This window comes from Caminibacter pacificus (assembly GCF_003752135.1).
Taxonomy (GTDB): Bacteria; Campylobacterota; Campylobacteria; order Campylobacterales; family Nautiliaceae; genus Caminibacter; species Caminibacter pacificus.
In genome coordinates this window covers 88396-114951 of record NZ_RJVK01000005.1, presented here as the reverse complement: position 1 = coordinate 114951, position 26556 = coordinate 88396, and the positions used below count along the sequence as shown (strand labels likewise).

The following is a 26556-nucleotide window of genomic DNA, read 5'->3' as shown; positions in this document are numbered from 1 at the left end:
AGCTTAGCTTAGTCTGTCTCTGAAATCTTCGAAATGAAACTCTCTTGTAGTCCATAAAGAGCCGTCTTTTCTTTTGATAACGATACTAGGAAGTCTTATACCGTTAAACGCCGTATTTTTCACCATTGTATAAATAGCCATATCTTCAAAAATAACTTTATCTCCGATTTTTAAAGGCTCATCAAAACTGTAATCCCCTATAACATCACCGGCAAGACACGTAACCCCGCCGAATCTGTAAGTATATTTTTTCTCTCCCGGTTTCCCAGCCCCTCTTACGTTAGGACGATAAGGCATAGCAAGGACGTCGGGCATATGAGCCTCGGCAGAAGTATCGAGAATGGCTATTTTCATTCCGTTATCGATAATATCAAGCACCTCGGCTACCAAATATCCGGCATTTAGCCCTACCGCTTCGCCGGGTTCTAAATATACGTCTTTAATGTTAGGATATCTGTTTTTAAACTCTTTTATCATTCTTATAAGATTCTCTACGTTATATCCCTCACGCGTAATGTGATGACCGCCTCCGAAATTTACCCACTCCATATCTTTTAGATATTCGCCGTAGAGCTTTTCAAACCCCTCAAGCGTTCTCTCAAGAGCGCTGTCAAGCTGCTCGCAAAGAGCGTGAAAATGAAGTCCGCTGACATTTTGTAGTTTATCGGCTCTAAAGTTTTCTTTTGTAATTCCAAGACGACTATAAGGAGCGCACGGGTCGTATAAAGGCACGGGCGAGCTTGAAACTCCCGGATTTACCCTAAGCCCTATCAAAGCTTTGTTCTTTACTCTATCCTCAAATCTCTCAAGCTGATTAAAACTATTGAAAACAACCGTATGGGAAATATCGGCTACTTCATCTATTTCGTCCTCTTTAAACGCAGGACAATACGTATGCACTTCCCAAGGCTTCATTTGAGCAAGTTTTGCTTCCCAAAGTCCGCTTGCAGTAGCGCCAGCCAAATATTTTTCAAGCAAATCGAACGTCGCCCAAGTAGCATAACCTTTTAAAGCCACCAAAATTTTACAACCCGCCTCTTTTTGTACTCTATCAAGAATTTTTAGGTTTTTTTCAAGAAGTTCTTCTTCAATAACATAAGCCGGTGTTTTTATATTCATATCTGCCCTTTTTTAATGCAATTTTATCCTCTTTTGCTATAATTTGGCAAAAAGGCTGAAAAATGGCTAAAAAAATAAGAGTCGAGGATGCCGTAGGTCAGGTATTGTTACATGATATCACCAAAGTCGACGGTGATAAATTCAAAGGAAGAATTTTCAAAAAAGGCCACGTAATAAGAGAAGAGGATATTCCCGTTTTAAAAGACGTGGGAAAAGACCACATCTACGTTTTTGAGATAAAAGAAGACGAAATCCACGAAAACGACGCGGCATATATCTTAGCCGACGCGTTAATGGGTGAAAACACTTATCATTCAAAAGAGGTAAAAGAAGGAAAATTAACAATCTATTCCGATGTATTCGGTGTATGTAAAATAGACGTAGAAAAACTAAACGAGTTTAATTCGATAGGAGAGCCGAGCTGTCCTACTATTTATAACAATACGGTAGTAAAAAAAGGCGATAAATTAGCGGCCGTTAGAATCATCTCGCTTGTGGCGCCAAAAGCCGAAGTCGAAAAAGCCGCAAAAATCGCAAAAGAAGCGGGAGGAATCGTAAAAGTAGTGCCTTTTACGCCTAAAAAAGCGGGACTTATCGTCACCGGAAACGAAGTATATAAAGGCAGAATAAAAGACAAATTCGAAGAAAAACTTCGCCCGAAATTAAAAAAGCTATTATGCGAAATCGAAGAAAAGGTGATTTTACCCGACGACCAAGCTCAAATAAGAGACAAAATCAAAGAGTTCGCACAAAAATACGACCTCGTAATCCTAACAGGCGGCACATCCGTAGACCCTGATGATGTAACGTATAAAGCTATCCACGAAGCCGGAGTTAAAAATTACATTAGAGGAAATCCTATTCAGCCGGGAAATATGCTGACTATGGGATGGATAGAAGATACGCCGGTTGTTGCCGTACCTGCGGCGGCTTTGTTTTTTAAAAGAACGGCTTTTGATATATGGCTACCAAGACTTTTAATAGGTGAAGTTATCAGCAAAGAAGAAGTTATCAAAAGAGCGCACGGAGGACTTTTAGAAGCGGTAAATGGGGAAATACCTTAATAAGTGATAATGGAAAATTTTTGTGAAATTGTGAAAAAGTGGAAAAGATAAGGAAAAGAAGCAAGTAACCAAAAATGAAGATTAATAAATAAGCTCAACAAGAGAGCAAATTTTGGCCATTTCAAAAAAGCTAAAAAGCACAGACCTCTTTGAGCTTGTGTGCTTTTTTTAACGCTTTTTTTCCATTAAAATTTGCAATTGTTTCGCTTTATTTATTAATTCTTTACGAAATTAAAGGCTAAAGGGCAAAAATGTTTATAAAAGTAACGCGTAACGAAGCAAAAGAGATAATTGATTCTCTTACATCCCAAAAATACTATGAAACGATAACTATTGACGAGGCGGAAGGCAGGGTGTTATTTGAAGATATGAAGGCGAAATTCAATATTCCCGAAAGCGATAAAAGTGCGGTTGACGGATACGCCATAAACGTAGATAATCTGACATTTCCGGCAAAACTAAAAATAATAGACGAAGCACCCGCCGGAGAAGCGCAAAAAGAATTAAAAGAAGGCGCTATTTTCATTATGACCGGCGGAGTGGTACCAAAAGGCGCAAACGCCGTTGTCAGAATCGAAGATGTAGAAAAAGATGGAGATTATATCGTTATAAAAAAACCTGTAAAAAAAGGTGATTTGATAAATTTCGAGGGTGAAGAAGTAAAAACGGGAGATGTGGTCTTAAAAAAAGGCGAAATTCTGGATTATAAAAAAGTAGCGCTTCTTGCAAATTTGGGACATTATCAAATCAAAGTTTTTAAAAAAGTAAAAATCGGTATCGTAGTTACGGGTAGCGAAGTAAAAGAGCCCTTTGAAGCACTCGACAAGGCAGGAGTGAAAAACTCAAATCTTTATATTTTAAAAGGGCTTTTAAAACCTTATGCCGATATTACGTACTACGGAAAACTTCCAGATAATTTGGATGAAATGATAAAAGTTTTCAAAAACGCCATAGAAGAAAACGACATATTAATCTCAAGCGGGGGTGCAAGCAAAGGAAAATACGACTTTACAAAAGAGATAGCAAAACAAATAGGAGTCGATATAAAATTCACCACTACAAACATCCGCCCGGGACGCCCTTTGATTTTCGGAAATAAAGACAAAAAACTATTTTTCGGACTGCCGGGATACCCTGCTGCACTGCTTGTAAACGCCGTTGAATTTTTGATTCCGTACGTCAAAAAAGCGGCAGGTATTGTAAATTATCAAAACGAATACAAAAAAGCCGTTTTAACTACAAAAACAAAAGCGAAAGAAGGAAGAGTCGATTTCATAAGAGGCAATATCGAGTGCGACGAAAAAGTAACCTTTACTGCGGCATACACGCAACAAACCTCAAACTACCTCTCAATCGCCCTTTCAAACGCACTTGCCGTAATTGATGAAAACGAAGGTACAAAAGAAGCGGGAGAAATAGTAGAATATATCCTAATCTAAAAGTCCGGCTCCCGGAAGCTCTTTTGCTCTATCGCTTGCAAAAATCCTTTTGCCGCCTTTAAGGTCGTATTTCCAAATCGGAGCGTTGGCTTTGAAATCCTCTACGAATTCCTCAAGATACTTAAACCCCTCACGTCTGTGTTTTGTAAATACGGCGCACAAAAAGCTCGTTTCACCTACCATTACATCCCCGAAACTATGAGCCATCATAATTTTAGCGTCATCTAAATTTTGCCACTTCTTAAACCACTCGTTTAGCATCGGCAAATACAAATCAAAACTAAGCCCTTCTATTTCGTTATCCGGTCTTACAATTCCGATAAAAGGAATCATCGCCCCGTACCCCTCGAGCTTAAACTCCTCATACCACCTCTCAAGCGTAGGAATTACAGGAACGCCGCCTTTAAATACCTCAACCATTTATACTCCTTTTATTATTATTTCATCCTCCGCATACAGGCGGTAGCAACACTACTTTGTCTCCGTCTTTAAGCTCTACGTCCAATGAAGTCACTATTTTGTCATTTACAGCAACCGCACAAGACTTAAGCCAACTTTTAAGCTCTTCGTCTTTACTTAGTACTTCTTTTAGCTCTTTTAAACTCTTAACGTCAATCTCCATAGCTTCTTTATTAATAGGACCTAAAAATTCAACTCTTATCATTTAATTCCTTTATGCTAAAATTACGAAAAAAAGGCTTATATGAAAATCGGACACATTGATTACTTAAACCTTTTGCCATTTTATCAATTTTTGAAAAAAAAAGGGATAAAAGTAAAAAGTTCATATCCCGCTAAAATAAACGAATGGTTCGAAAACGGCAAAATCGAAGCCGCTTTTATCTCATCTATCAAAGCAAAAAATCAAAAATGCTTTCCGGTAGGAATAGCCGCGAAAAAAGAAGTCAAAAGCGTGCTCGTATGCCCCGGAATCGGAGACGACTTCGAATCGGCCACTTCAAACGTGCTTGCAAAAATCCTAAATACAAAAGGAAAAGTAGTAATCGGCGACAAAGCTTTTAGAGAAAAAAACTGCCAAGATTTAGCGAAACTTTGGTATGAAAAATATAATCTACCTTTTGTATTCGCTCTATTTTGCGTAAATAAAAAATACGAAAAGTACGAAAAACTTATTAAAGAGTTCATAAAAACAAAACAAAAAATCCCTTATCTCACTCTAAAAAAATATGCCGAGTCTCTTGGAATAAGCTACAAAGAAGCAAAAGAGTATCTTGATAAAATCATATATTACAACCTCGGCTGGAGAGAAAAAAAAGCGTTAAAAATATTTTGGAGAAAAGCGAATGAACTTACTAAACATAGAAAAACTGCCTCCTCTTGATAGCGAATTTTTCGAAACTATCCTAAAACACAAAAACGTCGAAATAAAAAAAATAATTTCAAACACTCTAAAAACACCTCAAACTTTCTGCCAGGAAGAAGACGAATTCGTAGTTTTGCTTAAAGGATGCGCAAAAATAGAAATAAACGGAGAGATTAAAAAACTAAAAGCCGGAGATTATCTTTTTATTCCCGCAAATACTCCCCATACGCTTCTAAAAACAAAAAAAACGGCCGTATGGCTTGCTATTCATATTTATTGATAAATCTTTTTGATATATTCCATTTTTCTCGTCATATTCAAAAACAGCATATCTGCTACCACACAAGCAGCCATAGCTTCGGCCACAACGCTACCTCTAACCGCTACGATAGGGTCGTGGCGGCCTTTTAGGTTTACTTCAACTTCGTTTCCGTAAATATCGACAGATTTCTGAGGTTTAAAAATCGAAGGCGTCGGTTTGAAAAAGACTTCAAGTTCGACATCTTCTCCGTTACTGATACCTCCCAAAACTCCTCCGCAATTATTACTCAAAAAGCCATCTTTGCTTATTTCGTCGTTGTTTTCAAGACCTGTTAGTTTATGAGCCTCACTGTTTCCGATATAGATACCTTTTACGGCATTGATACTAACCATCGCACTTGCCAAAATATTATCGAGCTTGTAATAAATCGGCTCGCCAAGCCCTACGGGGAGATTTTTTATTCTGAGTTTCACCACTCCTCCAAGGGAGTTATGTTCCTCTCTTGCTTTATCTATCGCTTCTATCCATTTTTTTTCCGCTTCGCTATCAAGTGCGAAAATCGGCGAGTTTTTTGCATACTCATAATCTATATTTTCAGCTCTAATCCCTCCGATTTCCACTACTCCGGCTTCAATTTCGATATCAAGCTCTCTTAAAATCATCTTTGCTACAGCTCCGGCCGCAACTCTTGCTGCGGTTTCCCTCGCAGAGCTTCTGCCACCGCCTCTATAGTCTCTTATGCCGTATTTATGCCAATAAGTAAAATCAGCATGTCCCGGACGGAAAATATCTTTTATATTCGAATAATCCTTGCTTTTTTGGTCTTTATTAAAAATAACAATCGAAATCGGAGTACCTGTTGTCATCCCCTCAAACACACCGCTTAAAACTTCCGGAGTATCGCTCTCTTTTCTTTGAGTGGCAAAACGATTTTTTCCGGGTCTTCTTCTATCAAGCTCGCTTACCAAAAACTCTTCGTCAAATTTAAGCCCAGCCGGTACGCCGTCGATTATCACACCGATAGCCTTGCCGTGTGATTCTCCGAATGTCGTAAATCTAAAAATCTCACCGAAACTATTAAACATCAACTCTCCTATTTTAAATTAAGCTCTTTTTTTAATTTTTCGATAGTCAAACGAGCCCCCTCTTGCTGTGCCGCTTTTTTGCTTCTACCTTTTGCTCTTGCATACTCTTTATCGTTGATAAAAACACCTATTTCAAACTCTTTTCTATGATCGGGCCCCGTTGCGCTTATTAGCCTATATTCCGGAACGACGCCGAAATGAGCTTGGGTAATCTCTTGAAGATTCGTTTTGTAATCTTTTAAAAGCTCTTCGGGAGTAATTTTAGGAAACACCTCTTTTATAAGTCTTAATGCAATCTCTTTTGCCTTATCAAATCCCGCTTCAAGATAAATAGCGCCTATTAACGCCTCAAAAGCACTTGAGAGAATAGAGGGTTTTTCGCGACCTCTGTTATTTTCTTCCGCAGGAGATAAAAAGAGATATTTTCCCAAATCAAGCTTTTTTGCGAGTTTGTCAAAAGAGTCCTCATTAACAAGAGCGGCTCTAAGTTTTGAGAGCATTCCCTCCTCAGCATCCGGAAAAAGATGATACAAATACTCTCCGACTATCAAATCAAGTACGGCATCTCCCAAATATTCGAGCCTTTCGTTGTTAAAATCTTTCGTATAACTTCTATGAGTGAGAGCCTCGGTTATCAATTTTTCATCTTTAAACTGATACCCCAAGCTCTTTTGCAGTTCCTCAGCTACCATTTATTATCCTTTCGTAAGTTTTTGGTATTTTTTCTATCGATTCGGGTTTAAATTCTATTAAAGAATTCAAATCCAAAAACTGCTTTTTGCTGCTAAGATAGAAAAATATAAAATGTATCAGCGCTGCGATTTCATTATCGCAAACATCACACTCCGCTTTTTTCAAGCTTTCGGTTTTTTCTTTTTCAAGTCCCCAAATTTCGGCTATTTTAGCCGCAAGTCCGAAAAGCGACGCTCCGGTCATTCTTTTTAGCAAAGTGCCGTATTCTAAAGGAGCGGCGTCCAATATAAGCTCCAAATCTTCTTTTTTATCCCCCAAAAGCGAATCGCAAACACAAACCGCAGCAGGTACTATAGCGCCTATTTCGGCATATTTTTTATAAACATCTTCACCGAATTCCAAAATCATATTTTCTTCGTACATTTTCATAAAAGCCGCCTGAAAATCGGCAAAATTAATATCAAAAATCTTCCATTCTTTCGGAGAGAGTAATTTTACCAAATATGAATAAACGAGGCTTTTTGCCATTTCAAGTCCGATCATAGAAAAAAGCTGTACCGTATCTTCGACTTTGTTTGGAAGTGAAAAAGCCGCCGAGTTTACTATCGATTCTATCTGTTTTTTCAAAACGATATCTTTATCCGCCTCAAGCGCCGCTTTTTTAAGCTCTCCTTGTTTCAAATAATCAAGACACGCTTTGACGCTTTCAGGTACCGGGGGAATCTCTTTTAGATATTTGATTATGTCGCTTTTACTTATTAACACTGAATCTCCTTGCTTCCTCTTTTGCTATTTTATCACAAATTTCGTTTTCTCTGTGTCCGTTATGGGCTTTTACCCAAAAAACGTTAAGCTTATGCGGTTTGCTAACTTCCAAAAACTCACGCCATAAATCGGGATTTTTTACTTTTTTGAAATCTTTTTTCACCCAATTTTCAAGCCATTCGTTTATGCCTTTAACCACATAAGTCGAATCACTATACAAATCGACTTCGCAAGGAAATTTTAAAGCCCTCAGACCCTCAATGACAGCTTTTAACTCCATTCTGTTATTCGTAGTCTCCTTTTCTCCTCCGCTCAATGTCTTCTCAACGCCTTTATGTCTAAGAATCGCGCACCAACCACCGGGCCCCGGATTTCCAAGGGAACTGCCGTCGGTAAAAATTTCGACTTTTTTCAATTGTTACCTTTTTTATAATTTTTATCCAAAAATAAAAGATAAATTTTGTCTTTTTTATTTTTTTGTGTTATAATTAATTACAAATTTTATCAAAAGGAGGCAAATATGCCAAAAATCAACAGATATGAAGACATCTCTCAAATCGATAGAGAAGCAAAAAAAGATTACATCGACAGACATTCACCATTTGTGATTTGTGAAGACACTGCAAAAAAAGGTGAAAAATTCAAAGTAAAAGTAAAAGTTGGTAACGAATACTCTCACCCTGACGATTTCGACCATTACATCGCATACGTTCAACTTTGGGACGGAGATACGCTACTTGGTCAAGCTACTTTCACACCTGGTACGCTCGGAAACGAAAAAAGCCAAGTTGAAGTTGATTTTTACATCATTCCTAAAAAATCAAAACTTAAACTTACTGCAATGGCTTATTGTACTAAACACGGTCTATGGGAGAGCGAAGAAAAAGTTGTGGAAGTTAGCGAATAATTTTTTCTCCTTCTCTTTCTTTATTTTTCAAATTCCCCTAAAAATCAATGTTTTTTAATTTTTGTAAAATTTATGTCAAATATAAAACTAAATGAATATTCAATTGTGAATTAAACGTCAAAATCAATTAATTTTCCATTAATTATTATTGACTACCAAAATAAATTGATATATAATTTTTGGTAGCCTCGAAGGAGGGCTCTATGTTTAAACGAATTTTGTTCTTTTACATAGACGGGTTTAAAAACCTGTCGGACCTTGGGCGAAAGCTTTGGGTAATTATTATTATCAAATTGGTTGTAATTTTTGTCGTTATCAAAGCTTTTTTCTTTCCGACTTTAAGTTCGAAGATTCAAAGCAAAGCGGCTCAACAAGAGCTGTATATACAACAACTGACAAAAATTACAACCACAACAAAAAAGGAGGAATAGCATGCATGTAGATTTAACCATGCTTGAGTGGGCGAGAGCTCAGTTCGCAATGACAGCACTGTTCCACTTCTTTTTCGTACCGTTTACATTAGGTATGTCTTTCATCGTAGCGTTTTTCGAAACTATCTATGTAAAAACCGGTAAGCAAGAGTGGAAAGAAATTACTCAGTTCTGGCAATTAATTTTCGGTATCAACTTCGCTCTTGGATTATCAACTGGTATTATTCACGAGTTCGAGTTCGGTACTAACTGGTCAACTTACTCATGGGTTGTTGGTGACTTATTCGGTGCACCACTTGCAGTTGAAGGTATCGTTGCATTCTTTATGGAAGCAACATTCGCAGCAATTTCATTCTTCGGATGGAAAAGAGTTAGCAAAGGTGTTCACTTAGCATCTACTTGGCTACTTGCAATCGGTTCAAACCTATCAGCACTTTGGATTTTGATTGCAAACGGATTTATGCAACATCCAAGTAATGAATTCGGTTTCTTCAATATCGACACTTCAAGACTTGAAATGACAAACTTCTGGGCGCTAATTACGCAACCGGTAGCACAAGTTAAATTCTTACACGTTGTAAGTGCGGGATATACTCTTGCATCAATCTTCGTACTTGGTATTTCAAGCCTTTACCTACTAAAAGGTAAACACGTAGAATTCGCTAAAAAATCAGCAACAGTTGCAGCAGCATTTGGACTTATTTCTTCAATTTTCGTAGCGGTAATCGGTGACGAGCATGCTTATGAAGTTGCAAATACTCAACCTACAAAAATCGCTTCTGCAGAAGGTCTTTACGTAGGTGAAAGAGGAGCACCGATCGTAGCATTCGGTATTCCTAAAAATCTAAAAGCTACTGAAGTTACAAGTAATGACGAAGGTTTCGTATTTAAAATCGAACTTCCAAAAATGTTATCTCTACTTGGAAAAAGAGATCCGAACGCATTCGTTCCTGGTCTAAGAGACTTAGTTAACGGTAATTCTGAATACGGTATTTGGCCTCTAAGCAAACTTGCAGCAGTTGGTAAAGAAGCTAAAAACGACTTATTAAAATATCATGAAGCTAAAAAAGCTGGTGATACAGCAGCAATGGAAGCTGCAAAAGCAGACTTTTACAAAGTTATTTGGGAAGACCCAAAAACTGGTATCAAACTTACAAAAGCTGACTTAATCGGTTACGGATATTTTGCTAATCCAAATATTGATCCAAATCTAATTTATCCACCGGTACCTCCAGTATTCTATGCGTTCCATATCATGGTTGCACTTGGATTCTGGTTCATTTTACTATTCATCTTAGCTTACGTATCAATTATGAAAGGTACGTTTGTTGAAAACAGACTTGTTCAAAAACTTGCTGTTATCTCTGTACCGCTTCCATGGATTGCAACAAGTTTCGGTTGGATGACAGCTGAAATCGGAAGACAACCTTGGACAGTATTCGGAGTACTTCCAACAGCGGAATCAGTAACACCAATCGCATTACAAAACGTTCAAGCAACATTCTTTATGTTCTTAACAGCGTTCGTAATTCTTGGTATTGCTGAACTTAAAATCCTATTTACGGTCGTTAAAAACGGACCAAAAGGAGCGCACTGATGACTTGGGCACCAATAACAGTGGACGCAACACACTTTTATTTACAAGTATATTTCTGGATTATTGTTGCAGTACTTGGAGGTCTTTTCCTCCTTATGACATTCGTACAAGGTGGACAAACTCTATTCCATACTTCTAAAACAGAAATGGAAGAAAGAGCGATTCTTAACTCTCTTGGTAGAAAATGGGAGTTGACATTTACAACATTAGTACTTTTCGGTGGTGCGTTATACGCAGCATTCCCACTATTTTACTCAGTATCATTCGGTGGAGCATATTGGGTATGGATGTTGATTCTTTTCGCATTCGTACTTCAAGCGGTATCTTATGAATATATGAATAAACCTAACAACCTTATCGGTAAAGGTGCATACAAATTCTTCCTTTACTTCAACGGTGTTGTAGGTATGGTATTAATCGGTGCGGCAGTTGGTACATTCTTTACAGGTTCTAACTTTACATACGATCCTGTTACAAGAGTACTTGAATGGGGTACAGCAAAAGACGGTTTCAACTTAAGAGGTCTTGAAGCTGCTATCGACTTCAAACACGGTGCATGGTTCAACCTTGCAATGGGTGTATTAGTATTCGCAGCGGCAAGAATTCTTGGTGCGTTATGGCTAATCAACGACATCGATAACAACGAATTCCCTGAACTAATCGAAAGATTAAGAGGTGTTGTTAAAAGATGTTTCGTAATTCTATTAGTTGCATTACTTGTTGTACTTTACGGTCTTTTAACTTTAAAAGGTTATGCATACGACATTCATGACCCAACTGGAAAAGTTTACCTTGAACCAGGTAAATATTTACACAACCTATTATCATTCGGTGCAATTCCTCTAATCTTATTCTTAGCAGGTCTTGTACTATTCGTATGGGGAGTTTTTGTTACAGCGTTCAAAGGTTCAAACAAAGGTATCTGGTTTAGCGGACTTGGTATCGTATTAATCGGTATCATCGTATTCGTTATCGCAGGACTTTTTGGAACACCTTTCTATCCAAGTTATGCTGATTTACAAAGCAGCTTAACAATTCAAAACAGTTCTGGTTCTAAATATACTCTTGAAGTAATGGCTTGGGTATCAGTTGCGGTACCATTCGTTCTTGGATACATTATCTGGGTATGGTATCAAATGAAAAAACAAGGTCCTATTACAAGAGAAGAAATCCAAGACCCAGAATCTCATGCGTATTAAGGAGCGTGGAATGAAAAAATTAATAGCACTTTTAATGGTATTTTTCAGCGGATTCCTTTTCGCTTCGGAAAAGCTAATGCCAAACGGAATTAACCCTGAGGTACATAAAATCGATACAACTTGGGGTGTTATTCTATTCTTTATGTGGCCGATTCTTATTATCGTAAGCTACAAATTCGTAGAGTGGACATTAAGAAAATCAGGTGTAGAACCTGACGTTTAATCTCCCCTTTTTCTTTTTTTCTTAATTAATAATTTTTTTCCTTAAACTTCTCCAAATTCAACTTCAATTAAGCAAAATTTGTTATAATTACACTCCATACAACCACACTTATTTATTAGGAGAAATTTATGATAAAAGAACTTGACAAGATTGGGATTAAGGCAAAAAATATCATTCATAATCCAAGCTATGATAAAATAATCTCAGATGCCTTAAAAAGAGGCGAGGTAGTAGAAACGGCAAGCGGTGCGACAGCTGTAGATACGGGTGAATTCACAGGAAGAAGTCCTAAAGACAAATACTTCGTAAAACAACCGCCAAGCGAAAACTTCATTGCATGGGGTAATATCAATCAACCAATCTCTCCGGAAACTTTCAAAAAATTAGAAGCTTTCACAAAAGAAGAACTTTCAAAATATGACGAATTATATGTAGTTGACGTTTTTGTAGGAGCGAGCAAAGAGAGCAGACGTGCTATCAGATTCGTAACTCCTATCGCATGGCAAGCGCATTTCGTTATGAATATGTTTATTTTACCTACGGAAGAAGAGCTTAAAAACTTTAAACCTGACTTCACTTTCTTAGTAGCAGGACCTGCAAGATATCCTAACTGGAAAGAAGAAAATCTAAATAGTGATATTTTCGTTGCATTTAACATCGAAGAAAATTTAGCGGTAATGAGCGGTACAATGTACGGCGGCGAAATGAAAAAAGGTATATTTACTATGATGAACTACTGGCTGCCACTTGAAGGTAAACTATCAATGCACTGCTCTGCAAACGTAGGTGAAGAAGGTGATGTTGCCCTATTCTTCGGTCTTTCAGGAACAGGTAAAACTACTTTATCTACCGACCCTAAAAGAAAACTTATAGGTGATGACGAACACGGTTGGGACGATAAAGGCGTATTTAACTTCGAGGGCGGATGTTACGCAAAAGTAATTAATCTTGATAAAGAAAGCGAACCTGAAATTTACAACGCAATCAAAAGAGGCGCATTACTTGAAAACGTTGTAATTAAAGAAAACGGAGAAGTGGATTACACAGACGGAAGCAAAACGGAAAACACAAGAGTTTCATATCCTATTGAACATATTGAAAATCACGAATGTACTCTTCAAGGCGGACATCCTAAAAATATCATATTCCTAACAGCAGACGCATTCGGAGTACTTCCACCGGTTTCAAAACTCACAAAAGAACAAGCAATGTACTACTTCCTAAGCGGATATACTGCAAAAGTAGCCGGAACTGAGAGAGGAATTACTGAACCGGTAGCGACTTTCAGTGCATGCTTCGGTGAGCCGTTTTTACCACTTCATCCGACAGTTTACGCAAAACTACTCGGTGAAAAAATCGACGAACACAACGTAAACGTTTATCTTGTAAACACTGGTTGGACAGGCGGACCTTACGGTGTGGGTCATAGAATGAGTATAAAAGACACAAGAGCGTGTATCAATGCTATTCTAGACGGAAGCATTAACAATGCAGAATTCGAAACTCTTCCGGTATTTAATTTAGCAATTCCGAAAGAACTTCCTGGAGTAAATACACAAGTTCTAAACCCAAGAAACACTTGGGAAGACAAAGAAGCATACGACAAACAACTAAAAAAACTTGCTGAAATGTTTATCGAAAACTTCAAAAGATACGAAGACGTACCTGAAGGAAAAGAATACGAAAAAGCTGGTCCTAAGTTATAATTTAATCTTAGGAATATTGCTTTTTTTTCTTTTTTTTTATATAATTTCAGTCCAATAACAATGCGGGCTTAGCTCAGTTGGCTAGAGCGCCACCTTGCCAAGGTGGAGGTCGCGGGTTCGAGTCCCGTAGCCCGCTCCAGTAAATTCAAAGCTTTGAATTTACATCGGCGCCATAGCCAAGTGGCTAAGGCAGGGGCCTGCAAAGCCCTGATCCCCGGTTCGAATCCGGGTGGCGCCTCCATTAAGTTATTTTTAAGTATGTTTTGATATACTTTCACTTCCATGCCCGGGTGGCGGAATTTGGTAGACGCAAGGGACTTAAAATCCCTCGGGAGTTTTTCCCGTGCCGGTTCGAGTCCGGCCCCGGGCACCACTGCAACTTATATCTGAGTTATCAATTTTTTGTGGAGAGGTGGCCGAGTGGTTGAAGGCGGCGGCCTTGAAAGCCGTTGTACGGGCAACCGTACCGTGGGTTCGAATCCCACCCTCTCCGCCATTCAATGTCTCAAAAATCCCTAAATTTCGCTAATTCACAAAGATAGTTAATCATACCCCCACTATTACCCCCAAAAATGTTCGTTGTTTTGTAAAACTTTTTTTAAAACTCGTTTTTAAATCGCCCGACTAATTTGCCTACAAAACATCAATCCGTTTTTACTTCAAATAATGATATACTTATCATATGAAAAAAATACTTCAAACATTTATGGATAATATATTTTTAGGATATTTGTTAAGTTTTTTTGTAATTCTTTTGATTACACTTCCTACATCCTCGTCTTTTAGTGTAGCGCTTGTAGGAAGTTTATTTTTCGGATTGCTTGCCCTACCCATAACTGCGATTATTTTATCACTATTAAATTCATTACTATCCGAATAAAAAATAGATAATAAAATATTTTTTTGCTTTTTGATAGAGAATTTTTTATAAATCTAAATAAAATTTATAATATTTGCATCACTATCTGCTCTTTTTATAGAAAGTATTTTAGGTTGGATATTTTTTTAATTGTTCTCTTATAAGTTCCTTAATATAAAAATTAATCGATTATTTCAAACACATATGTTTCATTATCTATTTTATGAAAGCCCATAATATAATTTTCAAAACTTTCAATATCAGAATAAATTTTATTAAAATAACTCTCTTCAGTATCATTTAAAAAGAAAAAATAAAACTTGCTTTTGTCTAATAATTCGTTGATTTCTTCAAACTTTCCATAAAATCTTAGTTTTTTACTATCTAAAATCCTATAGAATAAAAAACCGTAACTATCGTTTTTTTCCATATATTTTAGAAAATTCACCATAGCTTTTGTAATAATATTATCAATCTCTACATAAAAACATATCTCACCGACTCTATGCTTTTTCATGCCAACTATATTTTAATATTTTCACTGTTAAAAGAAAAAATATCTAAAAACTTCAAATCTTTACATTTTTCAAGCTGTTTTTTTAGACTCTCAAACTGTTTTTTATGTTTTTGCTGCAAAATAAAAATCATTGCTACGTTAGAGGAATATACAATTGCCACGAAAGGTTTATTAATAGCTTTTAATTCATTATATAATCTATAAATCAAACCCGCCATTAATACTTGATGATCCACCATTAAAAAATGTTGATAAACAATTAAAGATTTTCCCATTTTCCATAATTCTTTAATTTCAGACAGTTTTATATGTTTTTTTGATTCTTCATTATTAAATTTTATACCGTTATCAGGATCCGTAAAAACTATATCGCATTGTGTTTTGTTTAATTCTTGTTTTAATTCATTAAACCATTCCTTTCTATCCATATCATCTAATTTTTTATCAAAAAACGAAATATTTCCATTTTCACAAATATATTTCTTATTCGTTTTTTCCATAATTACCCCAATATTTTTTTTCTGATGATTTTTCACTAAAAATTCAAACAGCTCCCTATTACAAATTCCTATATGTTTGTTTTTTTCAAATTCTTTATTTTCTTTATCAATCTTTTCCTCAAGATACTTTTTCTTTCCTCCGTCAGATGAATCGTCATCATTAGTTAGATACCAAGCAACCATTAACTTATCATTACATCCTTTCATAAACCAATTTAACAACGTATATTTTTTAAAATCATGAATATCTCCGAAATATTGATTTTTCATTCTTCCTCCTATTTAAAAATTTTTTTTGGATTAAAGTTTTCTAATTCATCTATTATATTACCATCGACATCAAAAACGATATATTTATCAAAACTATCACTTTTATAAATATAACCTTGAATTTTCCCCCACAGCTTCAACTTACCGTTATTTTCCAAATAATGCCTATTTACATAAAACTTAACATATTCAAGTTCTTGGCTTTTATCTTCAAAATTTTTTCTATCAATAGAAATATTTAATAACCCTTGCATTGCAGCTAACGAAAAAATCGGCTGTGAGATTTTTTTGAATTTCGTATTAACAAATAAACTTCCCGGTTTTTTACTCATTTTTTCTCTCAACTTTTCAAAAAATTTTAAATCTTTTTCATCACCACAAATTTCAATAACCTTTTTTAAAAAGACTTCATTACCAAGCACAAAGTCATAAGGAAAATCTTTTTTTAAAAACTCTTCTATCCCATTTTGTTCCAAATATTCAATTTTTTCCAAACACGCAGTTAAATTAGTATAACCTAACTTTTTACATAACGATATCCTATCTTTTATTTTCAACATTTAAACCCTTTTGTTTAATTTTGTTAATTATAAAAAACAAAATGTTCAGATTGTGTCGTTTTTGATAAAATAATAAAAAAGGCTTATTTATGAAAGCAAAAGAATATACAAAAACTCTTTCTATTTTGCTTCAATTGATTAATAAATTTTATCAAGGTGAAAATCTAAGCACATCAGATATTGAAAAAATATACGGTGTTTCAAAAAGAACGGCTCAAAGATATATAAATTATCTAAGAGAAGCGGGATTTAATATCCAAAAAAAAGGCAAAAAATACTATCTTGACACAATTATTGATAATGAAAAAGAGACTATTTTCGAGGCAATCTTATCAATTGCTAAAAATGCCGATATTGAAGAAAAAATCTCTCCCTTACTTACAAAGTTAAAACTTATAAGTAAAGAAAACGTCTTTTATTCAAAATTTGATATAGAAAAAATAGACCCTCAAATTTTAAAAAAAATAGAAACAGCAATAAAACAAAAAAAAATAATTAAAATGAAATACAAAATGAATAAAAGACTAATAAATATGGAAATAAAACCTATTAAAATTTCAAATTTCGACGGATATTGGTACGTAAATGCATTAAATCACAAAAACGAATACAGAACATATCATATTAAAAGCATTCATGAGCTTCAGGTAACTAATCACACTTTTGATATAAAAGAAAACATTTTAAAAGATGTTGATAAAGCTGTTAATATTTGGTTTAAGCCTAAAGGTACACCATTTTTAGTGGAACTAATTGCAGATGAATTTGCAACTAAATATCTCCAAAGAATTCCGATATCAAAAACTCAAAAAATTATCAAAAACAGTGACGAAACTTCTACAATCTATCTTGAAATTACCGACAAAAACGAAATAATTCATAAACTTCTCATGTGGATACCACATCTTGCAGTAGTAAGTCCTAAATGGTTAAAAAAAGAAGTAGATAATTATATAATTCAATATATTGAAAAGTTTATGAAATTATAAATTTTCTTTAAACCTCTTATAACTCTCAATTTCATCTTTTAGTTGTTTTACTACCATTCCGATAACAAAAGCATCATCCACAAACCCTACTCCGGGGATAAAATCGGGGATTATGTCTGTTGGCAAAACGACATATGCTATCGCTCCTGCGATTATAAGATATGTTTTTTTATCGATGCTATATTCTTTGTCCGTAATCATCCCAAAAAGCAGTTTCAAATCATCGATAAAAGAGAGGTCGGAAAACTTTTTAATAAATTCTTTAGTCTCTTCGGCGGAAAATTTATCCGAGAGATTTTTGGCAAGTTCTAAGGCTTTATTTTTATCGAAATCAATCATTTCAAATCCTTATTTTAGTAGTTCCTCTATCACTTTTGAAATATTCGGATATTCGTATATCCGGCCGTGGGTTACGCCCTCTATTTCGATTTTTTTATTTAGGTTTGGAATATGTTTTAGGAGGTTGTCGATAGATTTTTGAGGAATAATGTCATCATTTTTGACAAACAAAACACTTACGGGAGCTTTAACGTTTTTTATCCATTCCACTTCTTTAAATTTATGTTTTAATAGCAAAGATATCGGAAGAATCGGATATCTTATTTGAGCAATATGCTCGATACTATCAAAAGGAGTTATAAGCACGAGCTTTTCAACATCTCTATTTGCAGCAACGTAAGTTGCCACTGCCGTACCTAAACTTCGCCCTATTAATATTTGAGGTTTGTATTTGTCGAATATTTCGAGTGCGTATTTTAAAATACACTCTTCACACGGCTCACCCTCGCTTCCGGCGTATCCCGGATAATTAAAGCCCAAAAAGTTATAATCTTTAATATTTACGGCAATATTATCTATAAACTCGATAACGTTATTTGCGTTTCCGCTAAAATATAATACTAAAGGAGCACCTTTTTTATTTTCAAGATAAGCTCCCTCAAGTCTTTTCCCGTCACTTGTTGTAAAATAGAGTTTTTTAGCGTATTTCGGGGTATATTCTTTTGCGTATTTTCTTTGGAAAACCTTTGAATTTTGCGTCAAATAGAGATATAAAGCGGAGATGATATAAACTAAAAGAAGAAATAAAAAGAGAAAAAAGATTTTCTCTAAAACATTAGAATTCAATTAATCCCTCAAGAGGAGAACTTGCCGTAGCATAAGGTTTTTTCGGAATTCTTCCGGCTTTATACGCCATTCTTCCGGCAATTACGGCGTGTTTCATTGCTTCTGCCATTGCAATAGGATTTTTTGCTTGAGCGATAGCCGTATTCGTAAGCACTCCGTCAGCCCCAAGCTCCATAGCTACGGCCGCGTCACTTGCCGTACCAATCCCCGCATCTACGATTACCGGTACGTTTACGGCATCTTTTACGAATACTACGTTGTATCTATTTTGAACACCAAGACCGCTTCCGATAGGCGCAGCAAGAGGCATTACCGCAGCAGCTCCTGCGTTTTCGAGTCTTTTTGCCATAATCGGATCGTCGTTTGTGTATGCCATAACCGTAAAATCTTCTTTTGCGAGTACTTCGCAAGCTTTTAGAGTTTCAAGTACGTCTGGATATAATGTTTTTGCGGTATCTCCGATAACTTCGAGTTTAATAATATCGATTCCCGTAGCTTCCCTTACAAGTCTAAAAAGCGTAATAGCTTCTTCCGCCGTCGTACATCCGGCAGAATTCGGAAGAATTTGAACGTCGGTGTCTTTGAAATAGTCCATTAAGTTTTCTTCGTTCGGGTCTAAAATATTCACTCTTCTAACAGCTACCGTAATCATCTCCGCACCGCTCGCAAGAGTCGCGTCGCGTGTTGTTTTGAAATCAGGATATTTTCCGCTTCCTACAATAAGTCTGCTTGTAAATTCGTATTTTCCGATTTTTAAAATATCACTCATTAAGTCTCCTTAGTTTTTACTCTTTATATCATATTTTTCTATTTTTTTCATCAATTTTTCTACGCTTTTTTCAGCCGTGTATTGTTACTTCACACCGTTTTTTTTGAGTTTGAAATAATCCCAAATCTCTTTGTCTCCAAGAAGTCCTCTTCTTGCAAAAAGCATAATCAAAAGCAATAATAGACTGAAAATAACCATTCTAAGTCCAGGAATTCCGTGAATAGAACCTAAATGCCAGTTCGCATCGTCAAGCGGTCTTAAAAGCTCCATTCCTCCGAGCACCAAAATAGTACCCAAAATTGCACCGCTCATACTTCCAAGCCCGCCCAGTACGATAATAATCAATAATTGGAACGTAAGCATAAAAGTAAATTGATCCGGACTAATAGCACCGATTGAACTTGCAAGAAGTCCTCCGCCTACTCCCTCAAAAAACGCACTCGTCATAAACGCAAGAGTTTTGATTTTGAATGTATTAACACCCATGGCAAGTGCCGCGTCTTCGTCGTCTCTTACGGCTTTCATCGCACGTCCGTACTTAGAATATACGACGTTATAAATCAATATCACCGTCAAAAGACAAGCAATACCTATCCAAAAATAACTCGCAAACCCGGGAATTGAATCAAGTCCCATAGAACCGTTTGAAATTTCAGGGTTATTGATTAAAAAGATTCTGATAATAAACCCGAATCCAAGCGTTACGATAGCAAGATAGTCTCCTCTAACCCTAAAAACAGGAAAAGCTAAAGTCAATGCCACAAGCGCTGCAACAATACCGCTTATCAAAAGCGTTAAAAACGGATTAGGCAAAAACACGTCTCTTATAAGCGGCAACGGCTCCGCCAGCATATAGAGTTCTTCTTTTACTTCCGGTGATAACATCAAAATAGCCGTAACATAAGCACCTATTGCGACAAATCCGTTCGGCTCGAGCGAGAATTGTCCCGTTACACCGTTGATAAGGTTGTAACTAACAGCCAAAATAATAAAAATGTAAATATTACCAAGAACAATTAACGTATAACTGTTAAAGAGTTTCGGTGAAAAGTATAAAAAAGCTATAAAAACAGCCGTAACAGCCGCTATTAAAGCAAAGTATTTTTTTGCGCTCATCATTTTAAAACCTTTGTCTTTCAAAGTCGATACCCATAATTCCGGTCGGTTTGAATAACAATACGAAAATCAAGAAAATAAATGCAAAAGCGTCTTTCCATCCCCCAAGTTCAGGGAAAAATCCTGGAATAGCAACTTCGGCAAATCCCAAAATAAATCCACCGATTACCGCTCCTGTTACACTCCCGATTCCTCCAACAACAGCAGCTGCGAACGCTTTTAGACCTACAAGCATCCCCATATAAGGGTCGATACTCGGATATGCCATAGCATAAGCAATACCACCTATCGCTGCAAGGGCACTACCTAACGCAAAAACAAAAGCGATAATCATATTCGAATTCGCACCCATAAGTTTTACAGTAGTGATATCAAACGCAAGAGCCCTAATAGCAATCCCCACTTTCGTTTTATAAAGAATAAACAATACAACCCCTAAAAGCAACAGAGTCAAAACAGGCACGATAATCGTAAGTACCGGAATAGTTACGTTACCGATATGGATAATATGAGAAAACCATTTCGGAAAATAAAAAGCCTGATATGTCCCGCCTAAATATTGGTTTGCAATTACGTTAAATAAAGATTCCAAGAAAAACGAAATACCAATAGCGGTAATTAAAAGAGAAATTTTAGGAGCGCCTTTGTCAAGTAGAGGTTTATAGGCGCTCACGTAAGTTAGAATACCAACAATTGCGGTAAAAATAATAGAAAACAACACAGCTACGTAAAAATTAAGCCCTAAAATCTTAAAGAAAATAAATGCCATAAACGCACCGACCATCATAATATCGCCGTGTGCGAAGTTAATAAGTCTCAACACCCCGTATACAAGCGTATACCCGATAGCAATCAAGGCATACATACTTCCAAGAGAAAAGCCGTTGATAATTTGTTGCAGGATAAACCCGATACTCATTTCCCTAACCTTTTGTTTTAATTTAGGGTTATTATATCAAGTTTAAAAGGGTTTATCCTCTTGTTAGCTCCTTAAGTCTCATTTCTTTATAAATTTTTTCGTAACGTCTAACGATTTTAATAGAAACTCTTCTTTGCAAAGAAGCAAATCCCGTAATAATTCCGTTTTCATATTCAGGTTGAATAAACGCTTCAACCCAATAAAACTTTCCGCATTTTGTTTTGTTCTTAATATATCCGCTCCAAGCTTTCCCGAGCAAAATCATATCCCATAATTGTTCGAAAATAGCTTTTGGCATATCGGGATGTCTTACGATATTGTGAGGACGCCCTAAATATTCGGCTCTTGAAAAACCGCTCATTTTGCTAAATAAAGAATTGGCAAAAATTATATTCCCCTCTTTATCTGTTCTTGTTATAATCGGTTTGTTTAGAAACTCAAACTCATCCAAAAATTTCATTTCGTTTGTAATATTGAAATCGCTCATTCTTAACCCCCCTTTTTCATCCAATAATCAAAATGAACGTTCATTCTCCCTCATCTCAGCATACACTCTCTCCATTTCCCTTTTAATATCGTCATTTACAGCTCTTCTTACAGAGATATAGCCCACTATTTTTCCATTTTTCTTTACAGGCGAAATATGAGCGTCCACCCAATAATATCGGCCGTCTTTTCTCAAATTTTTAACAAATCCATGCCATTCTTTTCCCGCTTTTATCGTTTCCCACATCTCTTCAAACACTTTTTTCGGCATATCAGGGTGTCTGATGATTCTATGCGGACGGCCAAGCATCTCTTCTTTTTTATATCCGCACATATTTGCGAATACCGAATTAACATACAAAATATTTCCGTGGATATCGGTTCTGCTTACAACCGGTCTGTTTGTAGGATTAACATCTTCAAATTTAACTTCTTCATCGATTATATAGCGCTTATTCATTTTTACCTCCTTAGATTATCCATCTAAGGAGGTATTTTAAGACTCTTTTATGATAATTGGGTGATAAAAATCGGTTCAAAAGTTGATTTGTCAAGTTTTTTAAGAAAATCTTCTAAAGTAGATTCTTTATCGTATTCCAATACTGAAGCTTCAGCTTTTACATGCATATTTTTTGTACCGCAAAACGCTTTTTGATTCAATCCGTCAATTACGGACATTAATTTTTTCTTAGCGTCTTTTTCAAACGTAAACGGCATAACAATTAAAAACTTACCTTCGTCGATTCTCAAAAGAACGTCCGAACTTCTAAAATGATTTTGTAAATATTTAGCCGCTTCTCTAATAATACACTCTTTGTAAAGTTTTCCGGTTTGTTCGTCAAAGTCTATATTCACAACTCCCATTGTAATAGGAAACTTATATCTGACAGACTGTTTAAGTTTAGGTTTTAAAAATTCTAAATATTCTACACTGAATAGTCCTGTTAACGGATCTAAAATAGGATTTCTTTCATATTTGTTTTTATTAAGAATTTGTTCTCTTTTATATGAATTAACAAGAGGATATAAAAGTCTATCTAATAAACTTTCAAGAAACTGAGTCAGCTCTTCATTTAATCCGGAGTTGCTTAATCCTACCGATAATTCGGCATTAATTCCTTCTATTTCTCCGTCTTTTTTAATTATACTTTTTGACTTGTTAAGTCCTTGATGAAGAGTTTCGTTTTCGACTTTTAATTCAAGCATAATAATCGATTCGATAGCTTTTTGGAGATTTTTAAATAAGTTTTTAAACGCATCTTTAAAATCAAGATATACCAAATCTTTGTAGAGATTACTCATAATCTCTTCTCTTACGCTATCGAAATCAAACTCTTTTTCGATAGATAAAATCTCTTTTTTGGCTTTAGGAATAAACTCGTCTTCAAGTACGCTTCCGTATTTAGGCGCTATAAGCTCTACTTCTTCAGGTATGTTTTTTACCGCTTTTTTTGCGTATTCAAGAGGTAAATATAGCTTATGAAACGTTTTTAAAGAATACAAATACAACGGTTCTTTATCCACGTAAAGACCGAATTTGTTTTTCACGACACTAAAAAGCTCTCCGCTAAATACTGTTTTTGAGGTTTTGTCATACGTACAAAAACTTCCCGCAAAATAATTAAACGGCGTAAAAATAAATTCCAAATCTTTTGTCGGAAGTTTAAGTTTCCAATCGTTTTCGTCAATAATATACATTGGTACGTTTAAATCGAATTTATTTAAAAACATAGAAATTTTCCAATGTGTTACGATTTGAAAATCTTTAAGCGTTTTTTTAAGAAGTTCAAGAGCTTTTACGGTATCCGGTTCATAATTTTGAACGATAACGTATTTGATTTTATCCAAATCCATAAGAGTAGAAAGCTTGTCATAAAAACACCCTGACTGACTCCATGCCGGATCTACCAAAACTCCTACGTCTTCATCTTTAATAAGATACATATTGGAATTAAGAAGTCTTGCGCTGTCGCAACCTACCCAATAAATTCCGTCTTTAAGTTTTACAGGTAATGAAAAGCCCATTTGTTGTCCTCTTTAATTTGTTTTTTGATTATTATATCCAATAATAATCGGATATATTTAAAAGCGCATTACTTAGCGTCTTTTAAATATATCCCCCGAAAGGGGAAAAGTTATTATTATAATTAATTATGGTTTTACAAGTTCTACGAACTCAGTTTTTCCATCAACGATTTTTTCGATAACCGCAGGTTTATTGATTGGGTTTCCTGTATTAGGATCAATTGTCAAATATCCTGTTACCGCTTCAAGATTTTTAGTATGTCTTATAGCGTTGTTTACACAAGCTTTGAATTTAGCCAAATCCGCTTTATTAGCATTTGTATCACATTGTTTTACAGCGTTGTAAATCAATAGATATCCGTCAGCTCCGGTTGCTGCGAATGCACTTGGAAGTCTTCCGTATTTAGCTTTGAAATCTTTAATGAATTGAGCTGATAATGGAGTCGGAGCTTTAGCCGCGTCGAAGTGGTCTGTATACATTACACCGTTTGCAGCGCTTCCTGCAAGTTTTTTAAGTAGTCCAGGGTCTGCAATACCGTCTCCACCCATTACAGGAGCTTTTACTCCGGCAGCTCTTAATTGTCTTAGGAATAGTCCTTCTTCAGGTGCATAAATAGGTGTATAGATGAATTTTGGATTTAATCTTTTAATTTGTGCTACTTGAGCGTTGAAGTCTTTATCACCTGAGTTGATGTAAAGTACTTTTAAGATTTTTCCTCCGCCTTTTTTATAAGCTTTTTGGAATGCTTTTGCAAGACCTACAGAATAATCTTGTTTCATATCGAATACTACAACAGCGTTATTTAGATGATGTTTTAATGCATATTTAGCAGCTACGGTACCTTGGAAATCATCAGTAAAACACGCCCTTGTGATATATTTAGTGTTTTTTGTAACTCTCGGGTTAGTAGCGATTTGAGTTACGGTAGGTGTTTTAGTATCGTTTGCGAATCTTTTGATTGATAGCGCCATAGAACTCGCAAGAGGACCTTCGATTGCAACAACTTTATCATCGCTTGCCAATCTGTTGTATCCGTTTACTGTTTGGATTTTATCGAATTGGTTATCAACGATTACCAATTTGATAGTGTCTCCGTTTGGAAGTTTGTTGTATTTTTCATGTACTAGTTTAATTCCGTCAAGTGTTTTTTGACCGAATGATGCAATTGGACCTGTTAGAGGTTGTAAAATACCAACTTTAATTTCGGCAGCCATTAGTGCAGTTGCCGCGAACGCACTAAGACCGAGTAACAATAAACCTTTTTTCATTTAGCTCTCCTTTTATGTTAAAATTACCGATATATTATACCAAAATTAAAAAAATAGCATAAATTAACATCGAAAAGGATATAAATGATAGATTTAAAGCTTCTTGAAAAAGATTTCGAGAACGTTTCTGAGAGACTGAAACTAAAAGGTGTTGATGAAAATATATTAAAAGAAATAAAAAGCCTTTTTGAAAGCAAAAAAAAGCTCTTAGAGCAGATTCAAACACTCCAAAACAAAAGAAACACTCTCTCAAAAGAGATTGGAAAATTAATGAAAGAAGGCAAAAAAGAAGAAGCCGAAAAAATAAAACAAGAAGTCGCGAAAATCAAAGAGGAAATAGATTTTCTTGATGAAAAACTCAAAAAAATAGACGAAAACCTTATGCAAAAAGCCCTTATCATCCCTAATATTCCGGATAACGACGTACCCGTAGGAAAAGACGAAAACGACAACGTGGAAATTAAAAGAGTAGGAGAAATTCCTCAATTCGATTTCGAACCGAAAAGCCACGACGAACTCGGGGAGAAACTCGGTTGGCTCGATTTCCAAAGAGGCGTAAAACTCGCAAAAAGCCGCTTTACCGTTATGAAAAACGAAGCGGCAAGACTCGAGAGAGCTTTAATAAACTTTTTTTTGGACCACAACAGAGAGTGGGGGTTTGAGGAAGTTTGGGTGCCTCTTATGGTAAATAAAGAAACAATGACCGGAACCGGACAACTTCCTAAATTCGAAGAGGATTTATTCAAAATCGAAGATGAAAACCTATACCTCATCCCGACAGCAGAAGTACCACTTACAAATCTCTTTAGAGACGAAATCATACAAGATTTGGATAAACCTATCAAACTAACGGCTTATACTCCGTGCTTTAGAAAAGAAGCCGGAAGCTACGGAAAAGACACCAAAGGTATCATCCGCCAGCACCAATTCGACAAAGTCGAACTCGTAGCCGTTACGCGTCCGGAAGATAGCGATAAGATGTTTGAAGAGATGGTCGAATGTGCAAGCAACGCTCTTGAAAAATTAGGACTTCCATATAGACAAGTGATGCTTTGCACCGGAGATTTGGGATTTAGTGCGGCAAAAACTATAGATTTGGAAGTATGGATTCCAAGCCAAAACAAATATAGAGAAATAAGCTCGGTTTCAAATACCAGAGATTTCCAAGCAAGACGTGCCAAAATCAGATATAAAGACGGCAAAAAAAATCGTCTCGTACATACTTTAAACGGGAGCAGCTTAGCTGTCGGAAGAACGCTTGTGGCTATTATGGAAAACTATCAAACAAAAGACGGAAAAATCGAAATACCTGAAGTTCTAAAAAAATATTTATAAGGA

At 35.8% G+C, this 26556-nt stretch carries 32 protein-coding genes and 4 tRNA genes; 16 read left to right on the top strand and 20 right to left on the bottom strand.

The genetic code is table 11. From position 1 onward, the window contains the following. Positions 1–3 precede the first annotated feature (3 nt). On the bottom strand, positions 4–1119 hold the full coding sequence (nspC, locus tag EDC58_RS09215) for a carboxynorspermidine decarboxylase (RefSeq protein ID WP_123353226.1): 1116 nt from the start codon (positions 1117–1119) through the stop codon (positions 4–6). Positions 1120–1181: 62 nt separating this feature from the next. Between nspC and EDC58_RS09210 the strand changes: the two genes are divergently transcribed. Together EDC58_RS09210 and EDC58_RS09205 are read left to right on the top strand one after the other, a co-directional pair. Continuing rightward, complete coding sequence (locus EDC58_RS09210) at positions 1182–2183, top strand: molybdopterin-binding protein (RefSeq protein ID WP_123353225.1); 1002 nt, start codon at positions 1182–1184, stop codon at positions 2181–2183. A 251-nt stretch (positions 2184–2434) separates the two neighbouring features. After that, complete coding sequence (locus tag EDC58_RS09205) at positions 2435–3622, top strand: molybdopterin molybdotransferase MoeA (protein ID WP_123353224.1); 1188 nt, start codon at positions 2435–2437, stop codon at positions 3620–3622. Here EDC58_RS09205 and EDC58_RS09200 read toward each other — a convergent pair. Next, on the bottom strand, positions 3614–4042 hold the full coding sequence (locus EDC58_RS09200) for a molybdopterin synthase catalytic subunit (RefSeq protein WP_123353223.1): 429 nt from the start codon (positions 4040–4042) through the stop codon (positions 3614–3616). The genes EDC58_RS09205 and EDC58_RS09200 overlap by 9 nt on opposite strands. A 22-nt stretch (positions 4043–4064) precedes the next feature. Continuing rightward, complete coding sequence (locus tag EDC58_RS09195; protein WP_123353222.1) at positions 4065–4286, bottom strand: MoaD/ThiS family protein; 222 nt, start codon at positions 4284–4286, stop codon at positions 4065–4067. Between the two features lie 39 nt (positions 4287–4325). Here EDC58_RS09195 and EDC58_RS09190 point away from each other — a divergent pair, with 39 nt between their 5' ends. Together EDC58_RS09190 and EDC58_RS09185 are read left to right on the top strand one after the other, a co-directional pair. Beyond that, complete coding sequence (locus tag EDC58_RS09190) at positions 4326–4964, top strand: MqnA/MqnD/SBP family protein (protein WP_123353221.1); 639 nt, start codon at positions 4326–4328, stop codon at positions 4962–4964. After that, positions 4927–5226: a cupin domain-containing protein gene (locus EDC58_RS09185; RefSeq protein ID WP_123353220.1), complete on the top strand. Its 300-nt coding sequence runs from the start codon at positions 4927–4929 to the stop codon at positions 5224–5226. The genes EDC58_RS09190 and EDC58_RS09185 overlap by 38 nt, the downstream gene beginning before the upstream one ends. Here EDC58_RS09185 and aroC read toward each other — a convergent pair. Genes aroC through rnhA form a run of 4 tightly spaced genes read right to left on the bottom strand, consistent with a single transcriptional unit; the run spans position 5220 to position 8166 of the window. Continuing rightward, complete coding sequence (gene aroC, locus EDC58_RS09180; protein WP_123353219.1) at positions 5220–6293, bottom strand: chorismate synthase; 1074 nt, start codon at positions 6291–6293, stop codon at positions 5220–5222. The two genes, EDC58_RS09185 and aroC, sit on opposite strands and share 7 nt — an antisense overlap. Before the next feature lie 8 nt (positions 6294–6301). After that, positions 6302–6985: a ribonuclease III gene (gene rnc, locus EDC58_RS09175; RefSeq protein ID WP_123353218.1), complete on the bottom strand. Its 684-nt coding sequence runs from the start codon at positions 6983–6985 to the stop codon at positions 6302–6304. After that, the gene (locus EDC58_RS09170) at positions 6975–7751 is read right to left on the bottom strand and encodes an HDOD domain-containing protein (RefSeq protein WP_123353217.1); all 777 of its coding nucleotides are present in this window, start codon (positions 7749–7751) and stop codon (positions 6975–6977) included. Before EDC58_RS09170 ends, rnc begins: the two co-directional genes overlap by 11 nt. Beyond that, entirely contained in the window at positions 7738–8166 is a 429-nt protein-coding gene (gene rnhA, locus EDC58_RS09165) for a ribonuclease HI (RefSeq protein ID WP_123353216.1), read from the bottom strand. The genes EDC58_RS09170 and rnhA overlap by 14 nt, the downstream gene beginning before the upstream one ends. Before the next feature lie 105 nt (positions 8167–8271). Between rnhA and EDC58_RS09160 the strand changes: the two genes are divergently transcribed. The 10 genes from EDC58_RS09160 to EDC58_RS09115 all read left to right on the top strand — a co-directional run bounded on the left by EDC58_RS09160 (position 8272) and on the right by EDC58_RS09115 (position 14310). Then, positions 8272–8658, top strand: coding sequence for a class II SORL domain-containing protein (locus EDC58_RS09160; protein ID WP_123353215.1), 387 nt, complete (start codon positions 8272–8274; stop codon positions 8656–8658). A 203-nt stretch (positions 8659–8861) separates the two neighbouring features. Next, positions 8862–9089: a DUF4492 domain-containing protein gene (locus EDC58_RS09155; RefSeq protein WP_123353214.1), complete on the top strand. Its 228-nt coding sequence runs from the start codon at positions 8862–8864 to the stop codon at positions 9087–9089. Between the two features lies 1 nt (position 9090). Beyond that, the gene (locus EDC58_RS09150; protein WP_123353213.1) at positions 9091–10686 is read left to right on the top strand and encodes a cytochrome ubiquinol oxidase subunit I; all 1596 of its coding nucleotides are present in this window, start codon (positions 9091–9093) and stop codon (positions 10684–10686) included. Further along, positions 10686–11885 carry a cytochrome d ubiquinol oxidase subunit II gene (locus EDC58_RS09145; RefSeq protein ID WP_123353212.1) on the top strand — a complete coding sequence of 400 codons (1200 nt, stop codon included), beginning with the start codon at positions 10686–10688 and terminating at the stop codon, positions 11883–11885. Before EDC58_RS09150 ends, EDC58_RS09145 begins: the two co-directional genes overlap by 1 nt. Before the next feature lie 10 nt (positions 11886–11895). After that, positions 11896–12108, top strand: coding sequence for a hypothetical protein (locus EDC58_RS09140; RefSeq protein ID WP_123353211.1), 213 nt, complete (start codon positions 11896–11898; stop codon positions 12106–12108). Between the two features lie 128 nt (positions 12109–12236). Continuing rightward, positions 12237–13814, top strand: coding sequence for a phosphoenolpyruvate carboxykinase (ATP) (pckA, locus tag EDC58_RS09135; RefSeq protein WP_123353210.1), 1578 nt, complete (start codon positions 12237–12239; stop codon positions 13812–13814). A gap of 62 nt (positions 13815–13876) precedes the next feature. Further along, positions 13877–13953: transfer RNA gene (locus EDC58_RS09130), tRNA-Gly, on the top strand. A gap of 27 nt (positions 13954–13980) precedes the next feature. Next, positions 13981–14055: transfer RNA gene (locus tag EDC58_RS09125), tRNA-Cys, on the top strand. Between the two features lie 43 nt (positions 14056–14098). Beyond that, positions 14099–14187 (top strand) — tRNA-Leu (locus EDC58_RS09120). 33 nt (positions 14188–14220) lie between these two features. Next, positions 14221–14310: transfer RNA gene (locus EDC58_RS09115), tRNA-Ser, on the top strand. Positions 14311–14510: 200 nt separating this feature from the next. Here the strand turns inward: EDC58_RS09115 and EDC58_RS10110 are convergent. The 4 genes from EDC58_RS10110 to EDC58_RS09100 all read right to left on the bottom strand — a co-directional run bounded on the left by EDC58_RS10110 (position 14511) and on the right by EDC58_RS09100 (position 16517). Next, the gene (locus EDC58_RS10110; protein ID WP_170151141.1) at positions 14511–14648 is read right to left on the bottom strand and encodes a hypothetical protein; all 138 of its coding nucleotides are present in this window, start codon (positions 14646–14648) and stop codon (positions 14511–14513) included. 206 nt (positions 14649–14854) lie between these two features. After that, positions 14855–15190: a hypothetical protein gene (locus EDC58_RS09110; RefSeq protein ID WP_123353209.1), complete on the bottom strand. Its 336-nt coding sequence runs from the start codon at positions 15188–15190 to the stop codon at positions 14855–14857. A 5-nt stretch (positions 15191–15195) separates the two neighbouring features. Further along, positions 15196–15960 (bottom strand): hypothetical protein, encoded by a 765-nt coding sequence (locus EDC58_RS09105; RefSeq protein WP_123353208.1) that lies wholly within the window; start codon positions 15958–15960, stop codon positions 15196–15198. An 8-nt stretch (positions 15961–15968) separates the two neighbouring features. Continuing rightward, positions 15969–16517 carry a hypothetical protein gene (locus EDC58_RS09100; RefSeq protein ID WP_139932228.1) on the bottom strand — a complete coding sequence of 183 codons (549 nt, stop codon included), beginning with the start codon at positions 16515–16517 and terminating at the stop codon, positions 15969–15971. Positions 16518–16609: 92 nt separating this feature from the next. Here EDC58_RS09100 and EDC58_RS09095 point away from each other — a divergent pair, with 92 nt between their 5' ends. Beyond that, entirely contained in the window at positions 16610–17509 is a 900-nt protein-coding gene (locus tag EDC58_RS09095) for a helix-turn-helix transcriptional regulator (RefSeq protein ID WP_123353206.1), read from the top strand. On the opposite strand, the gene EDC58_RS09090 is transcribed toward EDC58_RS09095, so the two are convergent. From EDC58_RS09090 to EDC58_RS09050, 9 genes are all read right to left on the bottom strand, one after another. Continuing rightward, positions 17504–17848: a YkvA family protein gene (locus EDC58_RS09090; protein ID WP_123353205.1), complete on the bottom strand. Its 345-nt coding sequence runs from the start codon at positions 17846–17848 to the stop codon at positions 17504–17506. The two genes, EDC58_RS09095 and EDC58_RS09090, sit on opposite strands and share 6 nt — an antisense overlap. 9 nt (positions 17849–17857) lie before the next feature. Beyond that, on the bottom strand, positions 17858–18634 hold the full coding sequence (locus EDC58_RS09085; RefSeq protein ID WP_123353204.1) for an alpha/beta hydrolase: 777 nt from the start codon (positions 18632–18634) through the stop codon (positions 17858–17860). Beyond that, positions 18624–19403 carry a thiazole synthase gene (locus tag EDC58_RS09080; protein WP_123353203.1) on the bottom strand — a complete coding sequence of 260 codons (780 nt, stop codon included), beginning with the start codon at positions 19401–19403 and terminating at the stop codon, positions 18624–18626. Before EDC58_RS09080 ends, EDC58_RS09085 begins: the two co-directional genes overlap by 11 nt. Before the next feature lie 84 nt (positions 19404–19487). Continuing rightward, the gene (locus tag EDC58_RS09075) at positions 19488–20522 is read right to left on the bottom strand and encodes a branched-chain amino acid ABC transporter permease (RefSeq protein WP_211325247.1); all 1035 of its coding nucleotides are present in this window, start codon (positions 20520–20522) and stop codon (positions 19488–19490) included. A 1-nt stretch (position 20523) separates the two neighbouring features. After that, positions 20524–21438 (bottom strand): branched-chain amino acid ABC transporter permease, encoded by a 915-nt coding sequence (locus tag EDC58_RS09070; protein WP_123353202.1) that lies wholly within the window; start codon positions 21436–21438, stop codon positions 20524–20526. A 52-nt stretch (positions 21439–21490) separates the two neighbouring features. After that, the gene (locus EDC58_RS09065) at positions 21491–21925 is read right to left on the bottom strand and encodes a PAS domain-containing protein (RefSeq protein ID WP_170151140.1); all 435 of its coding nucleotides are present in this window, start codon (positions 21923–21925) and stop codon (positions 21491–21493) included. 27 nt (positions 21926–21952) lie between these two features. Further along, positions 21953–22384, bottom strand: a complete 432-nt coding sequence (locus EDC58_RS09060; RefSeq protein WP_123353201.1) for a PAS domain-containing protein — start codon at positions 22382–22384, stop codon at positions 21953–21955. Between the two features lie 47 nt (positions 22385–22431). Beyond that, on the bottom strand, positions 22432–23949 hold the full coding sequence (locus EDC58_RS09055; protein ID WP_123353200.1) for an oxygen-binding di-iron domain-containing protein: 1518 nt from the start codon (positions 23947–23949) through the stop codon (positions 22432–22434). 126 nt (positions 23950–24075) lie between these two features. Continuing rightward, on the bottom strand, positions 24076–25218 hold the full coding sequence (locus EDC58_RS09050; RefSeq protein WP_123353199.1) for an ABC transporter substrate-binding protein: 1143 nt from the start codon (positions 25216–25218) through the stop codon (positions 24076–24078). Positions 25219–25302: 84 nt separating this feature from the next. On the opposite strand from EDC58_RS09050, the gene serS reads away from it, so the two are divergent. Next, on the top strand, positions 25303–26553 hold the full coding sequence (gene serS, locus EDC58_RS09045) for a serine--tRNA ligase (protein ID WP_123353198.1): 1251 nt from the start codon (positions 25303–25305) through the stop codon (positions 26551–26553). Positions 26554–26556: the final 3 nt, after the last annotated feature.